The sequence below is a fragment of the Vibrio genomosp. F10 str. 9ZD137 genome, assembly GCF_049974785.1.
Taxonomy (GTDB): domain Bacteria; phylum Pseudomonadota; class Gammaproteobacteria; order Enterobacterales; family Vibrionaceae; genus Vibrio.
In genome coordinates this window covers 1-15,874 of record NZ_JBNGCJ010000470.1, presented here as the reverse complement: position 1 = coordinate 15,874, position 15,874 = coordinate 1, and the positions used below count along the sequence as shown (strand labels likewise).

At 43.7% G+C, this 15,874-nt stretch carries 15 protein-coding genes; 6 read left to right on the top strand and 9 right to left on the bottom strand.

Annotated features, from left to right (window positions below; all coding sequences use genetic code 11):
* The coding region (locus ACP45E_RS11345) for a DUF2066 domain-containing protein (protein WP_069585021.1) at positions 1–1,100 on the bottom strand (1,100 nt) is incomplete at its 3' end.
* Positions 1,101–1,357: 257 nt separating this feature from the next.
* Between ACP45E_RS11345 and ACP45E_RS11340 the strand changes: the two genes are divergently transcribed.
* Entirely contained in the window at positions 1,358–2,608 is a 1,251-nt protein-coding gene (locus tag ACP45E_RS11340; protein ID WP_017034465.1) for a uracil-xanthine permease family protein, read from the top strand.
* 133 nt (positions 2,609–2,741) lie between these two features.
* On the opposite strand, the gene ybaK is transcribed toward ACP45E_RS11340, so the two are convergent.
* The 8 genes from ybaK to hemA form a co-directional block, all read right to left on the bottom strand.
* Positions 2,742–3,215 carry a Cys-tRNA(Pro) deacylase gene (gene ybaK / locus ACP45E_RS11335; protein WP_017034464.1) on the bottom strand — a complete coding sequence of 158 codons (474 nt, stop codon included), beginning with the start codon at positions 3,213–3,215 and terminating at the stop codon, positions 2,742–2,744.
* A 152-nt stretch (positions 3,216–3,367) separates the two neighbouring features.
* Positions 3,368–5,029 carry a bifunctional UDP-sugar hydrolase/5'-nucleotidase UshA gene (gene ushA, locus ACP45E_RS11330; RefSeq protein ID WP_017034463.1) on the bottom strand — a complete coding sequence of 554 codons (1,662 nt, stop codon included), beginning with the start codon at positions 5,027–5,029 and terminating at the stop codon, positions 3,368–3,370.
* Between the two features lie 420 nt (positions 5,030–5,449).
* A complete protein-coding gene (gene kdsA, locus ACP45E_RS11325) occupies positions 5,450–6,301 on the bottom strand; it encodes a 3-deoxy-8-phosphooctulonate synthase (RefSeq protein WP_017038377.1) in 852 nt (283 codons plus the stop codon).
* 168 nt (positions 6,302–6,469) lie between these two features.
* A complete protein-coding gene (locus ACP45E_RS11320) occupies positions 6,470–7,279 on the bottom strand; it encodes a SirB1 family protein (RefSeq protein WP_017034461.1) in 810 nt (269 codons plus the stop codon).
* 127 nt (positions 7,280–7,406) lie between these two features.
* Positions 7,407–7,787 carry a SirB2 family protein gene (locus tag ACP45E_RS11315; RefSeq protein WP_017034460.1) on the bottom strand — a complete coding sequence of 127 codons (381 nt, stop codon included), beginning with the start codon at positions 7,785–7,787 and terminating at the stop codon, positions 7,407–7,409.
* 11 nt (positions 7,788–7,798) lie between these two features.
* The gene (gene prmC / locus ACP45E_RS11310) at positions 7,799–8,650 is read right to left on the bottom strand and encodes a peptide chain release factor N(5)-glutamine methyltransferase (protein ID WP_017034459.1); all 852 of its coding nucleotides are present in this window, start codon (positions 8,648–8,650) and stop codon (positions 7,799–7,801) included.
* Positions 8,651–8,661: 11 nt separating this feature from the next.
* Positions 8,662–9,750 (bottom strand): peptide chain release factor 1, encoded by a 1,089-nt coding sequence (gene prfA, locus ACP45E_RS11305; protein WP_017034458.1) that lies wholly within the window; start codon positions 9,748–9,750, stop codon positions 8,662–8,664.
* A gap of 77 nt (positions 9,751–9,827) precedes the next feature.
* Positions 9,828–11,087, bottom strand: a complete 1,260-nt coding sequence (gene hemA / locus ACP45E_RS11300) for a glutamyl-tRNA reductase (RefSeq protein ID WP_017034457.1) — start codon at positions 11,085–11,087, stop codon at positions 9,828–9,830.
* A gap of 164 nt (positions 11,088–11,251) precedes the next feature.
* Between hemA and lolB the strand changes: the two genes are divergently transcribed.
* From lolB to ychF, 5 genes are all read left to right on the top strand, one after another.
* On the top strand, positions 11,252–11,860 hold the full coding sequence (lolB, locus tag ACP45E_RS11295; RefSeq protein WP_017038376.1) for a lipoprotein insertase outer membrane protein LolB: 609 nt from the start codon (positions 11,252–11,254) through the stop codon (positions 11,858–11,860).
* Position 11,861: 1 nt separating this feature from the next.
* Positions 11,862–12,734: a 4-(cytidine 5'-diphospho)-2-C-methyl-D-erythritol kinase gene (ispE, locus tag ACP45E_RS11290; RefSeq protein WP_017034455.1), complete on the top strand. Its 873-nt coding sequence runs from the start codon at positions 11,862–11,864 to the stop codon at positions 12,732–12,734.
* 29 nt (positions 12,735–12,763) lie between these two features.
* A complete protein-coding gene (locus ACP45E_RS11285; RefSeq protein WP_017040933.1) occupies positions 12,764–13,708 on the top strand; it encodes a ribose-phosphate pyrophosphokinase in 945 nt (314 codons plus the stop codon).
* 162 nt (positions 13,709–13,870) lie between these two features.
* Positions 13,871–14,461: an aminoacyl-tRNA hydrolase gene (gene pth, locus ACP45E_RS11280; RefSeq protein WP_017034453.1), complete on the top strand. Its 591-nt coding sequence runs from the start codon at positions 13,871–13,873 to the stop codon at positions 14,459–14,461.
* A 10-nt stretch (positions 14,462–14,471) separates the two neighbouring features.
* Complete coding sequence (gene ychF / locus ACP45E_RS11275) at positions 14,472–15,563, top strand: redox-regulated ATPase YchF (protein ID WP_017034452.1); 1,092 nt, start codon at positions 14,472–14,474, stop codon at positions 15,561–15,563.
* The last annotated feature ends 311 nt before the right edge of the window (positions 15,564–15,874 follow it).

The window sequence follows — 15,874 nt, the reverse complement described above, 5'->3', positions numbered from 1 at the left end:
GCTGCAGCTTCCACAATCACTGGTTCACCAACAACATCCGTATCAGCAGCGCTATTTTCTGAACCAGAGTGGTCCAAATTGTCGGGGGCATTCAACTCGCTAGGAGGAAATGTCTCAGTCGCTTTATTGATACCTTGAATGCGAAGCACTTCCTGTTCGAACTCTGCTTGAGACGCCAGTAAATGCACATTAAATGTCACGGTTGTCCCTTGAATTTTAACGATATCGAGGGAAGCAACAGAAGACAATGCTTTTAAATTATTTTCCAATTGGAAGAAATCAAGTGCACTGTCTATTGAGGTAAATTGAGCGATCACAGATTCCGAAGATTCACTCGCAACCATGACAGCATTTTTATTCGCGTAGTAATCGCTAACCGTATTGATCATATCTGCAGCAGATTGGGAGCCTGACTCAGTGCCGGTAATAGGTGCTTGAGTGCGTGACATCATACTCGATGGCTTTTGATCATAAAGCGTCCAACGAAGATTGTTCCCTTGAGAGCGAACGACCAAAACTGCATCACTCGGATAACGCTGGCTTGCCGTACTAATTGGCTCAACGAATCCACCCCAGACATCAGCGATGGAAATGCCTGTAATATCATCAAAATCCCCAATAGGCAAAGTAATGGGTAATCCGCGACGTTGCGCTTCACTTTTTATCTCGTTAAGGACAGCCGTTGATGAGTGTTCCCAGGAAATATTACGTTCAAAGTTTGAGTCTTCGACTAACCAAACCAGCAAGTTCGAACGAGATTCAGGCCAAAATGGGACTTGAGCTTGACTGAGCAGACCACGAATCTGAGGCGCATTGAACCCCATACGTATCGTTGATTGTTCATTGACTTGGTCATAACTGATTTTAGATAAATATTGAGAATGCTGACTCAGTGCTTTTTTTATCACCTCATTTTCAATCGCAGTGCGATCACCGGAAGCTCGGATGATGACTTCTTTCATACCTGCCACTCGCGCAGCAGCATCTCCGTTATCTTTTTCCTGATCGATGACAATTTCGGCGCGATATAAATCGACATTGGTCAGAGCGTGAGCAGAGACAGACAATAAACTTACGATCAATAAAACTAAATGACGCATATGTTTCCTACATAATGGCTAGCGAAAGTAGATGATAAGCAACTATCTACCCGTGAGCAAGAAATGGACTTCAAGATACCGTGAGAATTTGACTAAGACTGCCGCAATAGCAATCAGAATTCATAATTTATGTGAATTAATTTGATCTACCCCACCGCAAACGTTTTCGTAGGTGCTAAAATCCCTTCGTTTTTTAACATCGGCTTTCCAGCTAACCGTTCAACCACAACGACCACTTCAACCAACAGGAAACTACCATGAAAAATGCTATTCAGGGTGCACAAATGCTCTTTGTCGCCTTTGGTGCACTTGTACTTGTGCCATTGCTTACTGGGCTTGACCCCAATGTCGCCCTTTTTGGTGCTGGTGTGGGTACGCTTATTTTCCAAGTAATGACTCGTCGATCTGTACCCATTTTTCTAGCTTCATCTTTTGCTTTTATTGCACCGATTATGTTTGGGGTACAAACATGGGGTATTGGCGCCACCATGGGCGGACTGATGGCAGCTGGCTTTGTCTATGTGTTGATGGGCGCGGTTATCAAAGTTAAAGGTGTTGAGATCATTCACAAACTTCTCCCACCTGTGGTTGTTGGCCCAGTGATCATTGTTATTGGCTTAGGCTTAGCCCCAGTTGCGGTTAATATGGCACTGGGAAAAACAGGGGACGGTAGTCTTCAACTGATTGACGGCACTGCTTCTCTTTGGATCTCAAGTGTGGCTCTTGTCGTTACGATTGCCATCAGTGTTTTTGCGAAAGGTTTTCTTAAGTTATTACCTATTTGCGGCGGTATCATGGCAGGTTACGCGCTTAGCCTATACTTCGGTGTTGTCGACTTTACTCCAGTGGCTCAAGCAGCATGGCTGTCTCTGCCGAACTTTACTGCGCCTGAATTCAATATCAATGCCATTCTATTTATGATCCCAGTCGCCATTGCACCGGCTGTCGAGCACGTGGGTGATATGCTTGCGATTTCAAATGTGACCAAAAAAGACTATCTCAAGAAACCAGGTTTACACCGCACAATTGCGGGTGATGGAGTAGCGACCATCGCGGCTTCAATGATGGGGGCGCCACCAAACACAACATACAGTGAAGTCACGGGTGCCGTTATGCTTACCAAGGCTTTTAATCCTGTCATCATGACATGGGCAGCAGTGACAGCGATTGTTCTCGCGCTTGTTGGTAAACTGGGCGCATTGCTTCAAACCATCCCAGTTCCGGTTATGGGCGGTATTATGATTTTACTGTTTGGCTCAATTGCAACGGTTGGTTTGAATACCCTGATTAAAAATAACGTCGATTTACACAAATCACGCAACCTTGTTATTGTCGCCGTGACACTTGTTTTCGGTATCGGTGGCATGGCATTTGGTATTGGGGAGTTCAGCCTGCAAGGGGTTAGCCTGTGTGGTATCGTGGCTATTCTTCTTAACCTAGTTTTACCTCATGATTTGGGCGAAAATCACATCGTCGATAATGCTCAAATGGAAGAAGAGATCAAATAAGCGCTCCTATTTATTACGTAGCTCCGATTTAGTACATAGCTCCAACTTAGTACATAGCTATCAAGCTTAAAAATACATAATAAAGGCCAAATACATTTTGTGTATTTGGCCTTTTTAGTTTCGCATCAGCGATTCAATCACACAAACAAGCAAAATGTGCATGGGTCAATTGAGCAAGATCTTGCGGGGAAAGTTCAATCTCTAAACCACGCTTTCCTGCACTCACGCATATTGACGGTCGCTCTGTCGCGCTCATATGAATAAACGTGGGCAATCGTTTTTTTTGCCCAAGTGGACTGATTCCACCAACCACATAGCCCGTGACTTTTTGAGCGATATTCGCATCTGCCATGGCGGCTTTTTTGGCCTTCGCCGCTTTTGCCGCTAACTTAAGGCTTAACTGGTTTTCAACTGGAATAATGGCTACCGCTAAGTTCTTGGGCTCCCCATTTAAACAAAACAATAGAGTTTTGAAGACGGTGCTTGGATCTTGCCCTAACACCTCTGCGGCTTCTAACCCAAAACTTTTCGCCCTGGGATCATGTTCATACTGGTGGATCTTATGCGGCACTTTATTCTTAATTGCACACTCTATAGCAGGCGTCATGTGGCTGTCCTTTACTCGCGTGTCATCCGTCACGAAAAACCAAGTGCTTAATAGACCATAGATTGTATGAAAAAAAAAGCGGCGCACCTGAGTGCACCGCTTCTTTACTTATATCAAACCATTACTATCGCTCTGGTTTATTATTTTAATGCTTATTTGTAGACCATTTCACCTGAAGGTGCATAAAGGCTTACATCAACTGGGCTATTTGCTTCTAAGTATTCTTTCAATACTTCAGCATCAACAAACCCTGTGTTTACAAAACCTGGATGAGCGGTCAGTTTTGGATATCCATCGCCACCAGCCGCGTTATAGCTTGGTACGGTAAAGCGATACGTATCCTCAACGTTTAGCGGTTTGCCAGCAATCATCACATTCGATACTGCACCGTTTTCAACCGTCATTGAAATACCAGCAAACTGTGCGTACGCACCTGAATCAACCGGTTTAGTTGCCACCACATTTAGGTAATCGATAACCTCAGCACCTGACATGTCAGTATACGTAAGGATGTTGGCAAATGGTTGAACAATCAGAACGTCTTTATAGGTTACGTCGCCCGCTTCAATCGAGTTACGCACACCACCAGAGTTCATTACGGCAAAGTCTGCCTTCGCGCGTTCCATGTGTGCTGTTGCGATCAAACGACCCAGGTTGGTTTGTTGGAAACGAACCACATTACGGTCGCCTTCAAGCTTCTCATTAATCTCACTGATTTTCTCATTCAGCTGAGCTTGACCTTGCTCTTGGAAAGGACGCAAGAATTCAAGAAGCTCTTGATCTTGAGCAATTTCGTCTTCAATAAGAACACGTTGAGATTTACCATCAACTTTAATTTTCTTCTTCAAGTTAACAGGAATCAAATCGTAGCTGACCATTTCAAGTTCACCGTTTCGGAATTCATAGTCAGCTCGGCCAACATATTTACCCCATTCGTGCGCTTGTACAATGTAAGTACCATTTTGCATATCTGGCTTACATTCATCACTAGGATTGAATTTCTTGGTCACGACATTAGGCGCTTCCATACAAACAGGTTCTTGAGAGTGACCACCAACGATCATATCCAGTGAGCCTTCATCTAGGTAACGAGCTAAAGCAACATCACCAGGCGCATTAATGCCACGCTTACCATCTTCATAGTGACCCATGTGTGTCACAGCGAAAATAAGGTCTGGTTTTTCTGTTTTTTCTAATTCAGCAATCAGTTTCTTTGCTTCTTCTTTAGGGTCACGGAAGTCAATGCTACCAATAAACTCTGGGTTACCAATTTTCGCTGTATCTTCAGTGGTTAAACCGATAACAGCAATTTTGATGCCTTGCTTAGTGAACATTTCGTAAGCTTGGAATTTACGCTCGCCCGTTGCTTTGTCGTAAATGTTAGCCGATAACATTGGGAAGTTAGCCCAATCGATTTGCTGTGCTAAAACTTCAAGAGAGTTATCAAACTCGTGGTTACCTAATGCCATCGCATCGTAACCAATCTTGTTCATACCTTTAAAATCAGGTTCAGCATCTTGTAGATCAGACTCTGGTACACCTGTATTGATATCGCCACCAGAAAGAAGCAATACACTGCCACCTTCAGCACGAATCTCTGTACGTAATTCGTCGATCAACGTTTTACGTGCTGCCATACCGTACTCACCGTATTTGTTTTGCCAAAAACGACCATGATGGTCATTAGTGTGTAAAACGGTCAGTTTATATGTTGTATCTGCTTCCCACTCATGAGTAGGTTGAGTTGCACAACCTGCTAGAGTTGCAAGAATCGCTGCGCTTAGCGTCGTTTTTAGAATAAGGCCTTGCTTCATTGTCATACCTTTGAACTGTTGGGGGATCCACTGCATTTAATATCGACCCATATAGAATAGACCACACCATATTTTTGGTGCTTATGGCTCAATAAACTTGAACCAGTCTAAATTAACACAGCAAACCGTACACGAAGATTTCATATTTATGTCGATTAGATCACTATAAATAAGTGAATAAAGTGTAACGAAATTGAATGTTTTCATATCGCATTTCAATGGATCACAAGCAAACGTTTTACTGTGAAGTTAGGCATGAATTACGCTGAAGTCAGGGCAATTGGCTGCGCCAGATACAAAAAAGGCCATCAAAATGATGGCCTTAGAAAGAAAGTGCGCCGTGTTATTAAGTTAAATCAGAGACGATTGCCCTAAAAGCACACACGCGACTCGATCTCACTGGCTACTTAATATCACTCACTATTTAATATCAATAGGTGCAAACCCTTTGATCAAATCATCAAGTGCTTTCATCTGGGCTAAAAACGGCTCAAGTTTATCAAGAGGTAACGCTGACGGGCCATCACATAATGCTTGGTCGGGCGTTGGATGCGCTTCAATAAATAGACCAGCAATCCCTGTTGCTAAGCCCGCTTTTGCTAACTCTACGGTTTGCTCACGTCGCCCACCAGATGCTGCTCCAGAAGGGTCACGCATTTGCAGTGAATGTGTCACATCAAAGATGATTGGACTGCCGTTAGATGCTTTTTTCATGACGCCAAAACCAAGCATATCCACGACTAAGTTATCGTACCCCATGCAAGAGCCTCGCTCACATAGGATGATATTCTCGTTACCACATTCAGCGAATTTATCGACAATGTTACCTACTTGATTTGGGCTCATGAATTGTGGTTTCTTAACATTAATCACAGAGCCAGTTTTAGCCATCGCCTCAACAAGATCGGTTTGGCGCGCTAAAAACGCAGGTAACTGGATAACGTCCACAACATCAGCAACGACCTGAGCCTGCGCCTCTGTATGAATGTCCGTGATGATTTTCACACCAAAAGTCTCTTTGATTTCTTGAAATATCTTCATGCCTTCATCAAGACCAGGGCCACGGTAAGAATGCACTGAGCTACGATTCGCTTTATCAAATGATGCTTTAAATACGTATGGAATGCCTAGTTTCGCGGTCACTTTAACGTAGTGTTCACAGATCTGCATCGCGAGATCACGAGACTCTAAAACATTCATCCCAGCAAATAAGGTAAATGGCTTATCGTTAGCTACTGGAATATCACCAATATTAACTACTTTTTGTTCCATTTTATTCTCTCTATATTGTTATGACTCGCACGCTATCCAATGGGCCTTTTAGCGTACGGTTTAATTGTCTAATGCACTTTTGGCAGCTTGGTGATTTCATTATTGAGTTGGTTTGATTGTTTAATGAACTTGTCTACCTAATGAACGCACTTAATCACTGTATTGGCTTTAATGAACAACCACACAGGTTTCACTCATGACACTGATTTGATTTTTTAACAGTTCACTCGCAGGGTCATCTGGGCACTGATCAACAAAATACTGAAAATCAGACGAAGCAATTTGATGGCAATCGAGCTGCTGATAAATAAAACCTCGATCACGGATTTCGTATGGATCGTCAGGGACAAACGTCAGCGCCAAATTTGAACATTGTAACGCTAAAGTATAGCGCTCCTCTCGAAGTAACGAGCTTTTTAATAATGCTAACCAACGACCTATAATCGTTGGATTATCCGCAACGTCCAGGTGTTTGGATTTTATTTGTGCAAGAGGCCCTTCTTGACCAATGAGCCAAGCTTGCAGTGTATGCATTGACACATATTCACCATCAAACGGGTTTAGGTAGAGAGGCTTCTCGCCGTACCAGGTCAGTTTAATAATGAATTGCGTTGGAAAAGTGACCCCTTCAATGGGAAAACCAAGTTTCCGACCTAGGTACAAAATCAGCGCACCTAAACTGACTGGAATGCCTTTACGACGCTCTAATACTTTATCAATGAACGCGTTATTAGAATTAAAGTACGCATCCTTATCCCCTTTAAATCCCCACTCTTGATAGAATAAACGTAAGAATGATTCAAACTTCTGTTTTTCATTATTCTCATGACAAAGGGCAAGCTCGGCTTCAGATAAAAGGCGCTCAAGTTCATTTTCAGCCCATTGTTTTTGCGTTGCTGGGTTGACGGCTTTGTTAAGCACTAACGCTCCCTCAGCCAACTCTAATGAGTCAAAATCTTCGTCAAAAAGTTCTCGCATTAACGATTGCCTGTACCTGTATTTATTGGGGTATGAATGGGCAGTATTCCCATCCGTTTAACTCTGTATGATCGCTTCCGACCGATTGCTTTACCACACCCTAGTATGTCTATCATAACCATGATGCTTACATAAACATCGAGGTTTTAGTGATCGCGACTTTTGCTGCCATAACTAACCAACCTAAAGCACCAAAGAATGAAAAGGTCTTTAGCCATTTGTTTTTGCCAAGTTTTAAAGCAAAAAATCCCAGCGCGATATAGGCAAGAACGCAGGTGATTTTTTCCGTTAACCAAGCACCTTCTGGTGTAAAAGGAACAAAGCCGGTAACAAACATCAAACCAAAGCCAGAAAGAAGCAATAGCGTGTCATTAACATGAGGGAATATTTTTAAAACCGGGTTATTGACGAGTTTTGAATCTGCCATCATCAGGGCAAAACGTACTGACAGTAACGTTGCGCTTAACGCGATAGTCAGCATATGAAAATGTTTAATTCCTTCGTACATTTACAGCTCTCTTATTGGTTTGTCTTCCATTGACCGAGAGTAACTCGATCGTTATTTCCATAATCTTTTTCTGTGACAACATGCTGGTAACCCAACGCTATCAAAATATCTCTTACCTGAGCGCCTTGTTCAAAGCCATGCTCAAACATCAGCCATCCGTCTTCTTCAAGAAAACCGATAGCCTGCTCCGATATCGTTCGAATATCGGCTAAACCATTTTCTTGCGCCACTAAGGCACTCATAGGCTCAAAGCGAACATCTCCCAATGCAAGGTGTGGATCGCTTTCATCAATATAAGGCGGATTGGAAACAATTAAAGCAAACTTTGTTCCACTATCGAGTGGGGAAAACCAACTTCCTGATAAAAATCGTGCATTTGTGATACCCAAACGCTTTCCGTTTTCAGCCGCGAGGTGTTGAGCGTCTTGCTTGAGATCGATGCCAATGACGGTTCTCTCTGGCATTTCAGAAGCCAAAGCTAACGCTATTGCACCTGTCCCCGTTCCCAAATCTAAGATCGAACCTGATTGACCCACCGATTTATCAAGGGCCAGTTCAACTAACCTTTCTGTATCTGGGCGAGGGATTAACGTCGTTGGAGAAACCTTCAACGGCAATGACCAAAACTCTCGTTCACCAACAATATATGCAATGGGCTCACCGGTGATACGCCGCTCAAGAAGGTTTTTAAAATCATCATCTTGCTGCTGAGTCAGCTCTTTTTCTGGCCAGGTTAATAAAAATGAACGAGGTTTATTTAAGCTATGACAAAGCAATACCGCGGCATCAAGGGAAGGCGATTCACTGCCGCTCTCTTGAAGCGCTGCAATAGCGCTGTTTAATGTTTGTTCTACCGTTAACACAATCGACTAACTTAGTTATTATCAGCTAGCGCGGCAAGTTGGTCCGCTTGGTGCTCGAGTATCACAGGATCAACCAGGCTTTGCATATCACCTTCAAGCACTTCGGTTAGGCGATATAAAGTCAAGTTAATACGGTGGTCCGATACTCGACCTTGAGGGTAATTATACGTACGAATACGATCACTACGATCACCAGAGCCTAACAGATTACGACGAGTATCTGACACTTCCGCTGCTCGACGAGCTTCTTCCGCTTGAACAATACGCGCAGCCAGGACTGTCATGGCTTTTGCTTTGTTTTTATGTTGCGAACGCTCATCTTGACACTCAACGACCGTACCCGTCGGTAAGTGAGTGATACGAATAGCAGAATCAGTGGTGTTGACGTGCTGTCCACCCGCACCAGAGGCACGGAACGTATCAATTTTCAAATCAGCCGCTTTAATTTCTGGCAAGTCGGCTTCCGGAATCTCAGCCATCACAGCAACGGTGCACGCAGAAGTATGAACTCGACCTTGAGATTCGGTTTCAGGTACGCGTTGTACGCGATGACCGCCTGATTCAAACTTCATGGTACCGTAAACCGCTTCACCGCTGATCTTCGCGATCATCTCTTTGTAACCACCCTGCTCTGAAGCATTGCAGCTCATCACTTCGACGCGCCAGCCTTTTTTCTCAGCAAATTTAGAATACATACGGAACAGGTTTCCGGCGAAGATGCCCGCTTCGTCGCCACCAGCTCCAGCACGAATTTCTAAGAAACAGTTACGCTCATCGTTGGGATCTTTTGGAATTAATAGAATTTGTAGATCGTCGGTTAAACGTTCAATCGCTTCTTTTGCTTCTTTGATCTCTTCTTGCGCCATTTCACGCATTTCAGCATCGTCTTCTTTTGCCATTTCTTCAGCAGCTTCTAAATCTTCTTGAGCTTGCTGATAAGCTTGGAAACACGTCGTTACTTCTTCTAGCTGTGAGTACTCTCTTGAAAGAGCACGGAATTTATCTTGGTTACCAATGACATCTGGATCGCCAAGTAGATGTTGAACTTCTTCATAGCGTTCAACAAGAGTTTCAAGCTTTACTAAAATCGATGCTTTCATAATTCTTTTCTTAACTTAGGTTACAAAGGTCACTCAAAAGTGACCTTCCATATAAAATGATTTATTCGCGATGACAACTATTTCAGTTCATCGAGCCCCAAACTTTGCCTAATAACAGCCAGCTTAGCGGGCTCCCCTTGCTCTGCTGCACTTTGAAGCGCACGAGTGGGAGCGTGTATCAATCGATTGGTGAGTTTGTTGCTTAACTCTAGCAATACCTTTTCAGGCTCACTGCCAGAAAGGAGTGACTGAAGGCTTTTTGCCAGCAACTCCTCTCGGATTTCATTCGAGGTATTGCGAAATTCTCTTATGCTATCTACCGCTTGCAATGATCTCAGCCAAGTCATAAATGTGGCACTTTCTTCACTCACGATCGCTTCAGCTTGTATTGCTTCGACTTTCCTCTGTTCCATGTTGCTTTCAACAATGGATTGCAAATCGTCGACAGTATATAGATAAGCGTCGTTAAGATCGCCTACTTGAGACTCAATATCTCGCGGTACGGCAATATCAACCAACAACATAGGTTGATGTTTGCGCGCTTTGAGTGCTGTTTCTATCATTCCTTTACCAATGATCGGTAACGGACTTGCCGTTGAACTGATCACAATATCGGCTTTAGCCAAGTGGCTGGGAATTTCTTCCAGGCTGATAACATGCGCGCCAAATTGATCCGCAAGCCCTAACGCCCGCTCACGAGTTCGGTTAGCCACTATAATGTTTGAACACCCGTTACTGGCTAAATGTTTTGCGACCAGTTCAATCGTTTCACCGGCCCCCACCAACAACACCGTTGAATCAGCAAGAGACTCAAAGATGTGTTTAGCAAGCGTACAAGCGGCATAAGCAACAGACACCGCACTTCCGCCAATTTCCGTTTCAGTGCGTACCCGTTTCGCGACAGAAAATGCTTTTTGAAATAACTTCTCGACCGATGAATTGACGGACTTTGCATCACGAGCATCAGCATACGCTTGTTTGACCTGCCCTAAAATCTGAGGCTCACCTAACACCAAAGAATCTAACCCGCATGACACTCGCATTAAATGGCGAATGGCCGCTTGTTCTTCATAGGTGTAAATACTCGGTTTTAGCTCTTCGGGACTCACTTGGTGAAAGTGGGTTAACCACTCGATGACTTTGCTCTTTGTGGCCGACTTAGTATCACAATAAATCTCTGTGCGATTGCAGGTCGATAAAATGACGCTGCCATGCACGTTTGTATTTGCTTCCAGTTGCTTTAACGCTTCAGATAATTTATCTGGGCCAAACGCGACTTTTTCTCGCAAATCAACAGACGCTGTATTGTGATTGATGCCAATAACAAGCAAGGACATGTATAGAAAGTTCTCAGATTAAGGGAAAGACATGTAGGCAGGGAATTTTACTTGATGCCCCCCGTTATTAAAAGAGTGAACGCGATTTGTTTTTCTGACTTCGTGATATCAATGTTATAGTAATGGGCATTGGCTAACGAGAATAGTACAAAGTGCAACCAGTTATGATTATCTTTCGTCGACTTATCTCTTTTATATTCACAGTTTTGCTTTTGGCCGGTTGTTCAACTCTTCCAGAAAGCCAAACCAGTGTCGAATGGCAAGCTCACCTGGACAAACTGCGTTCTATTACCCAGTATAAAACAATCGGAAAACTGGGATATATCTCTCCAGAGCAGCGCCAATCATTAAACTTTCAATGGAAGCACACACCTGTACTAGAGCAGCTTCGCCTGACAACGTTTATCGGTCAAACTGTTTTAAATTTATCAATAACAGAATCCGGTTCGGTGGTGAACACCTACGATAACCAAACCCTTTCTCACCAAAGTGCCGATGTATTGATTGAACAGCTAACTGGCTTAACGATCCCAATTAAACAACTTGAAGATTGGTTGTTAGGAAACCCGACCCTTGCTGATACTTACCAGTTAAACGACAACAACACATTAAGCACTTTGCAAAAAACAGTTGGACAACAGCAGTGGCGACTTCAATTCTTATCCTATCAAGATGTTGAATATCAAGGCTCTGTCCTACCGTTACCTAGAAAAATTAGGCTTATTCATCAAGATACAAGTATCAATTTAGTCATTGCCAACTGGATTTTATAGCATGATTCCGAGCACCACTCGCTGGCCATCTCCTGCCAAACTTAACCTTTTCCTGTACATAACAGGCCGCCAAGATAACGGTTACCATGAACTTCAAACTTTGTTTCAGTTTCTCGAACATGGGGACGAACTGACTATCACGTCCAATGAATCAGGCCATGTCACGCTGCTCAATCCAATCGATGGGGTGGAAACCACCGACAACCTGATATGGAAAGCAGCAGATGCACTGAAACGTTATAGCCAATGTACGTTTGGCGCTGAAATAGGCATCCATAAAGTCCTACCAATGGGGGGCGGTATCGGCGGCGGATCATCAAATGCAGCAACAGTACTCGTGGCCTTAAACCATTTGTGGCAACTTAACCTTAGCGATGATGAACTGGCCCGTATTGGACTCGCATTAGGAGCGGATGTGCCTGTCTTTGTTCGAGGGTTCTCTGCGTTTGCTGAAGGCGTTGGTGAAAAGCTCACCGAAGCCAAGCCCGACGAAAAATGGTATTTGGTGGTAAAACCTCAGGTCAGTATCTCAACGGCTGACATTTTTACTCACCCTAATTTAACGCGTGACACACCAAAAAAGCCGCTAAATGTGCTGCTAAACGGGGATTACGAAAACGATTGCGAAAAAATTGTACGAATGCTGTACCCAGAGGTTGATCAGCAACTTTCATGGCTGCTACAATACGCGCCGTCGAGACTGACTGGAACGGGTTCTTGTATTTTTGCAGAATTTGACAGCAAAGATAGCGCGAATCAAGTTTTAGAATTACTCTCTGATACCGTCTCTGCTTTTGTGACGAAAGGACGAAATATTTCCCCGTTAAAAGAGACATTGGCTTTTTATAAAAAAGCCCACACCGAATTTACTTAAAAACTGGACGCAACCCTGAGGTTTCCACCGTGCCTGATATGAAGCTCTTTGCTGGTAATGCAACACCTGAACTAGCCCAACGTATTGCTGATCGTTTATACATCTCTCTTGGAGATGCTACTGTTGACCGTTTTTCTGATGGTGAAGTTGCAGTACAAATTAATGAAAATGTTCGTGGTAGTGATGTATTCCTGATTCAATCTACTTGTGCACCAACCAATGACAATCTAATGGAATTGGTGGTAATGATTGACGCAATGCGCCGTGCTTCAGCTGGCCGTATTACTGCTGTAATCCCATACTTTGGTTACGCACGTCAAGACCGTCGTGTCCGTTCAGCTCGTGTGCCAATTACGGCTAAGGTTGTTGCAGACTTCCTATCAAACGTTGGTGTTGACCGCGTTCTAACTATCGACCTGCACGCTGAGCAAATTCAAGGTTTCTTCGACGTACCTGTAGATAACATCTTTGGTACACCCGTATTGCTTGAAGATATGGCAAACCGTGGCCTAGATAACCCAGTCGTTGTTTCCCCTGACCTTGGCGGCGTTGTTCGTGCTCGCGCAACAGCAAAAGCACTGGGTGATGTAGATATCGCTATCGTTGATAAGCGTCGTCCACGCGCTAACGTTTCAGAAGTCATGAACCTAATTGGTGATGTTGAAGGCCGTGATTGTGTCATCGTTGATGATATGATCGATACAGGTGGCACTCTATGTAAAGCAGCAGAAGCGCTGAAAGAACGCGGTGCTAAGCGAGTATTTGCTTACGCGACTCACGCTGTTTTCTCTGGTACTGCAGCACAAAACATCAAAAATTCAGTACTTGACCAAGTGATCGTGACTGATTCGATTTCTCTGTCTCCAGAGATGAAAGCAACGGGCAAAGTAACAGAACTCAGCTTATCTCGCATGCTCGCTGAAGCGATTCGTCGCATCAGCAATGAAGAATCTATCTCTGCGATGTTTAACTAATTTACGTTAAACGCGTTAAGAGTCTCTACTCTTAAACCAGTAATTACACTGAAAGCACTTCATCTATTGAAGTGCTTTTTTATATCTAGCGCCAAGCTAGAGCCAAGCCTCTTTTCTGTGCTATGATACCGCGCTTTTTGATATTCCAGAGAGATCTAAACTTTGAGTCAGCAAATTAAACTGCTTGTTGGTCTAGCTAACCCGGGGGCTGAATACACCCGAACACGACACAACGCCGGAGCTTGGGTTGTGGAAGAACTAGCCAGAGTCCATAACGTTACCTTAAAAAGTGAAAGTAAATTTTATGGTTTAACCGGACGCATTCTTGTCAACGGTGACGATCTCCGCTTACTGATCCCAACGACCTTTATGAACCTATCAGGTAAAGCCGTTGGTGCGTTGGCCAAGTTTTATCAAATCAAGCCGGAAGAAATCATGATTGCCCATGATGAACTTGATCTCCCACCCGGAGTCGCGAAGTTCAAAAAAGGAGGCGGTCACGGTGGACATAACGGACTACGAGATACCATTAGCAAATTGGCTAATAATAAAGAATTTTATCGTTTGAGGATTGGCATAGGCCACCCTGGACATAAAGACAAAGTTTCAGGTTATGTGCTTGGTAAAGCTCCTGCAAAAGAGCAGGAATGTTTAGACGCAGCCATCGACGAATCTGTTCGATGCTTAGACATCTTATTAAAAGATGGTCTAACCAAGGCACAAAACCGCTTACATACGTTCAAAGCAGAATAAGGTTACTATCATGGGTTTTAAATGTGGCATAGTTGGATTGCCAAACGTCGGCAAATCAACACTATTTAATGCACTAACTAAAGCAGGCATCGAAGCAGCAAACTTCCCTTTCTGTACGATCGAGCCAAATACAGGCATCGTACCTGTGCCCGATCTTCGTCTTGACGCACTTGCAAAGATTGTAAACCCTCAAAAAATACTGCCAACAACCATGGAGTTTGTTGATATCGCAGGCCTTGTTGCTGGAGCATCAAAAGGGGAAGGCCTTGGCAACAAGTTCCTAGCTAACATCCGCGAAACTGACGCTATCGGTCACGTAGTTCGTTGTTTTGAGAATGACAATATTATTCACGTATCTGGCAAGGTTTCACCGATTGACGATATCGAGGTGATCAACTTAGAGCTTGCTCTTGCTGACTTGGATTCTTGTGAGCGTGCTCTTCAGCGTAACGCAAAGAAAGCCAAAGGCGGTGACAAAGACGCTAAGTTTGAAATAACGGTCCTAGAGAAACTGCTTCCTGTTTTCACCGAAGGTGGCATGGCTCGTACGGTTGAATTAAGCAAAGAAGAGCTGAATGCCATTGGCTATCTGAACTTCCTAACCCTCAAACCTACGATGTACATTGCTAACGTCAGTGAAGATGGATTCGAGAATAACCCTTATTTAGATGCCGTTCGTGAATACGCAGAGCAAGAAAACAACGTGGTCGTGGCTGTATGTGCTGCCATTGAATCTGAATTATCTGAACTTGATGACGAAGATCGTGAAGAATTCTTAGCGGATATGGGCATTGAAGAGCCGGGCCTTAACCGCGTAATCCGCTCTGGCTACGATCTGTTAACGTTACAGACTTACTTTACCGCAGGTGTAAAAGAGGTTAGAGCTTGGACAATTCCAGTAGGAGCAACAGCACCTCAATCAGCAGGTAAAATCCATACTGATTTTGAAAAAGGCTTTATCCGAGCTGAAGTTGTTGGTTATGACGATTTCATCCAATATTCAGGTGAAAGCGGGGCAAAAGAAGCAGGAAAATGGCGTCTAGAAGGCAAAGACTACATCGTGAAAGACGGTGATGTTGTGCACTTCAGATTCAACGTATAATTCAATACGTTAGACTCCCCTAGTTCCTTTAATATTAAGAGCCAGTTATCGTACTGGCTCTTTTTTATTAACAGTGATTAACGCGTTATACATGAGTTATTAACCCAGCTTTTATTAGTGATTGGCGGTGTATTTCGATCACAAATACGGCGCTTTGTTCAAAAAGAAACCGAACGATAGCTTTATCTGGATTTATTACAAAAAAGTATTGACGGTTTTGGCTCAACTCCGCATAATGCGCCCCGTTCCCAACAAGACACGTGCTTTTTGGTGAACAACAATTTGGAATGGCTACTTAGCTCAGTTGGTTA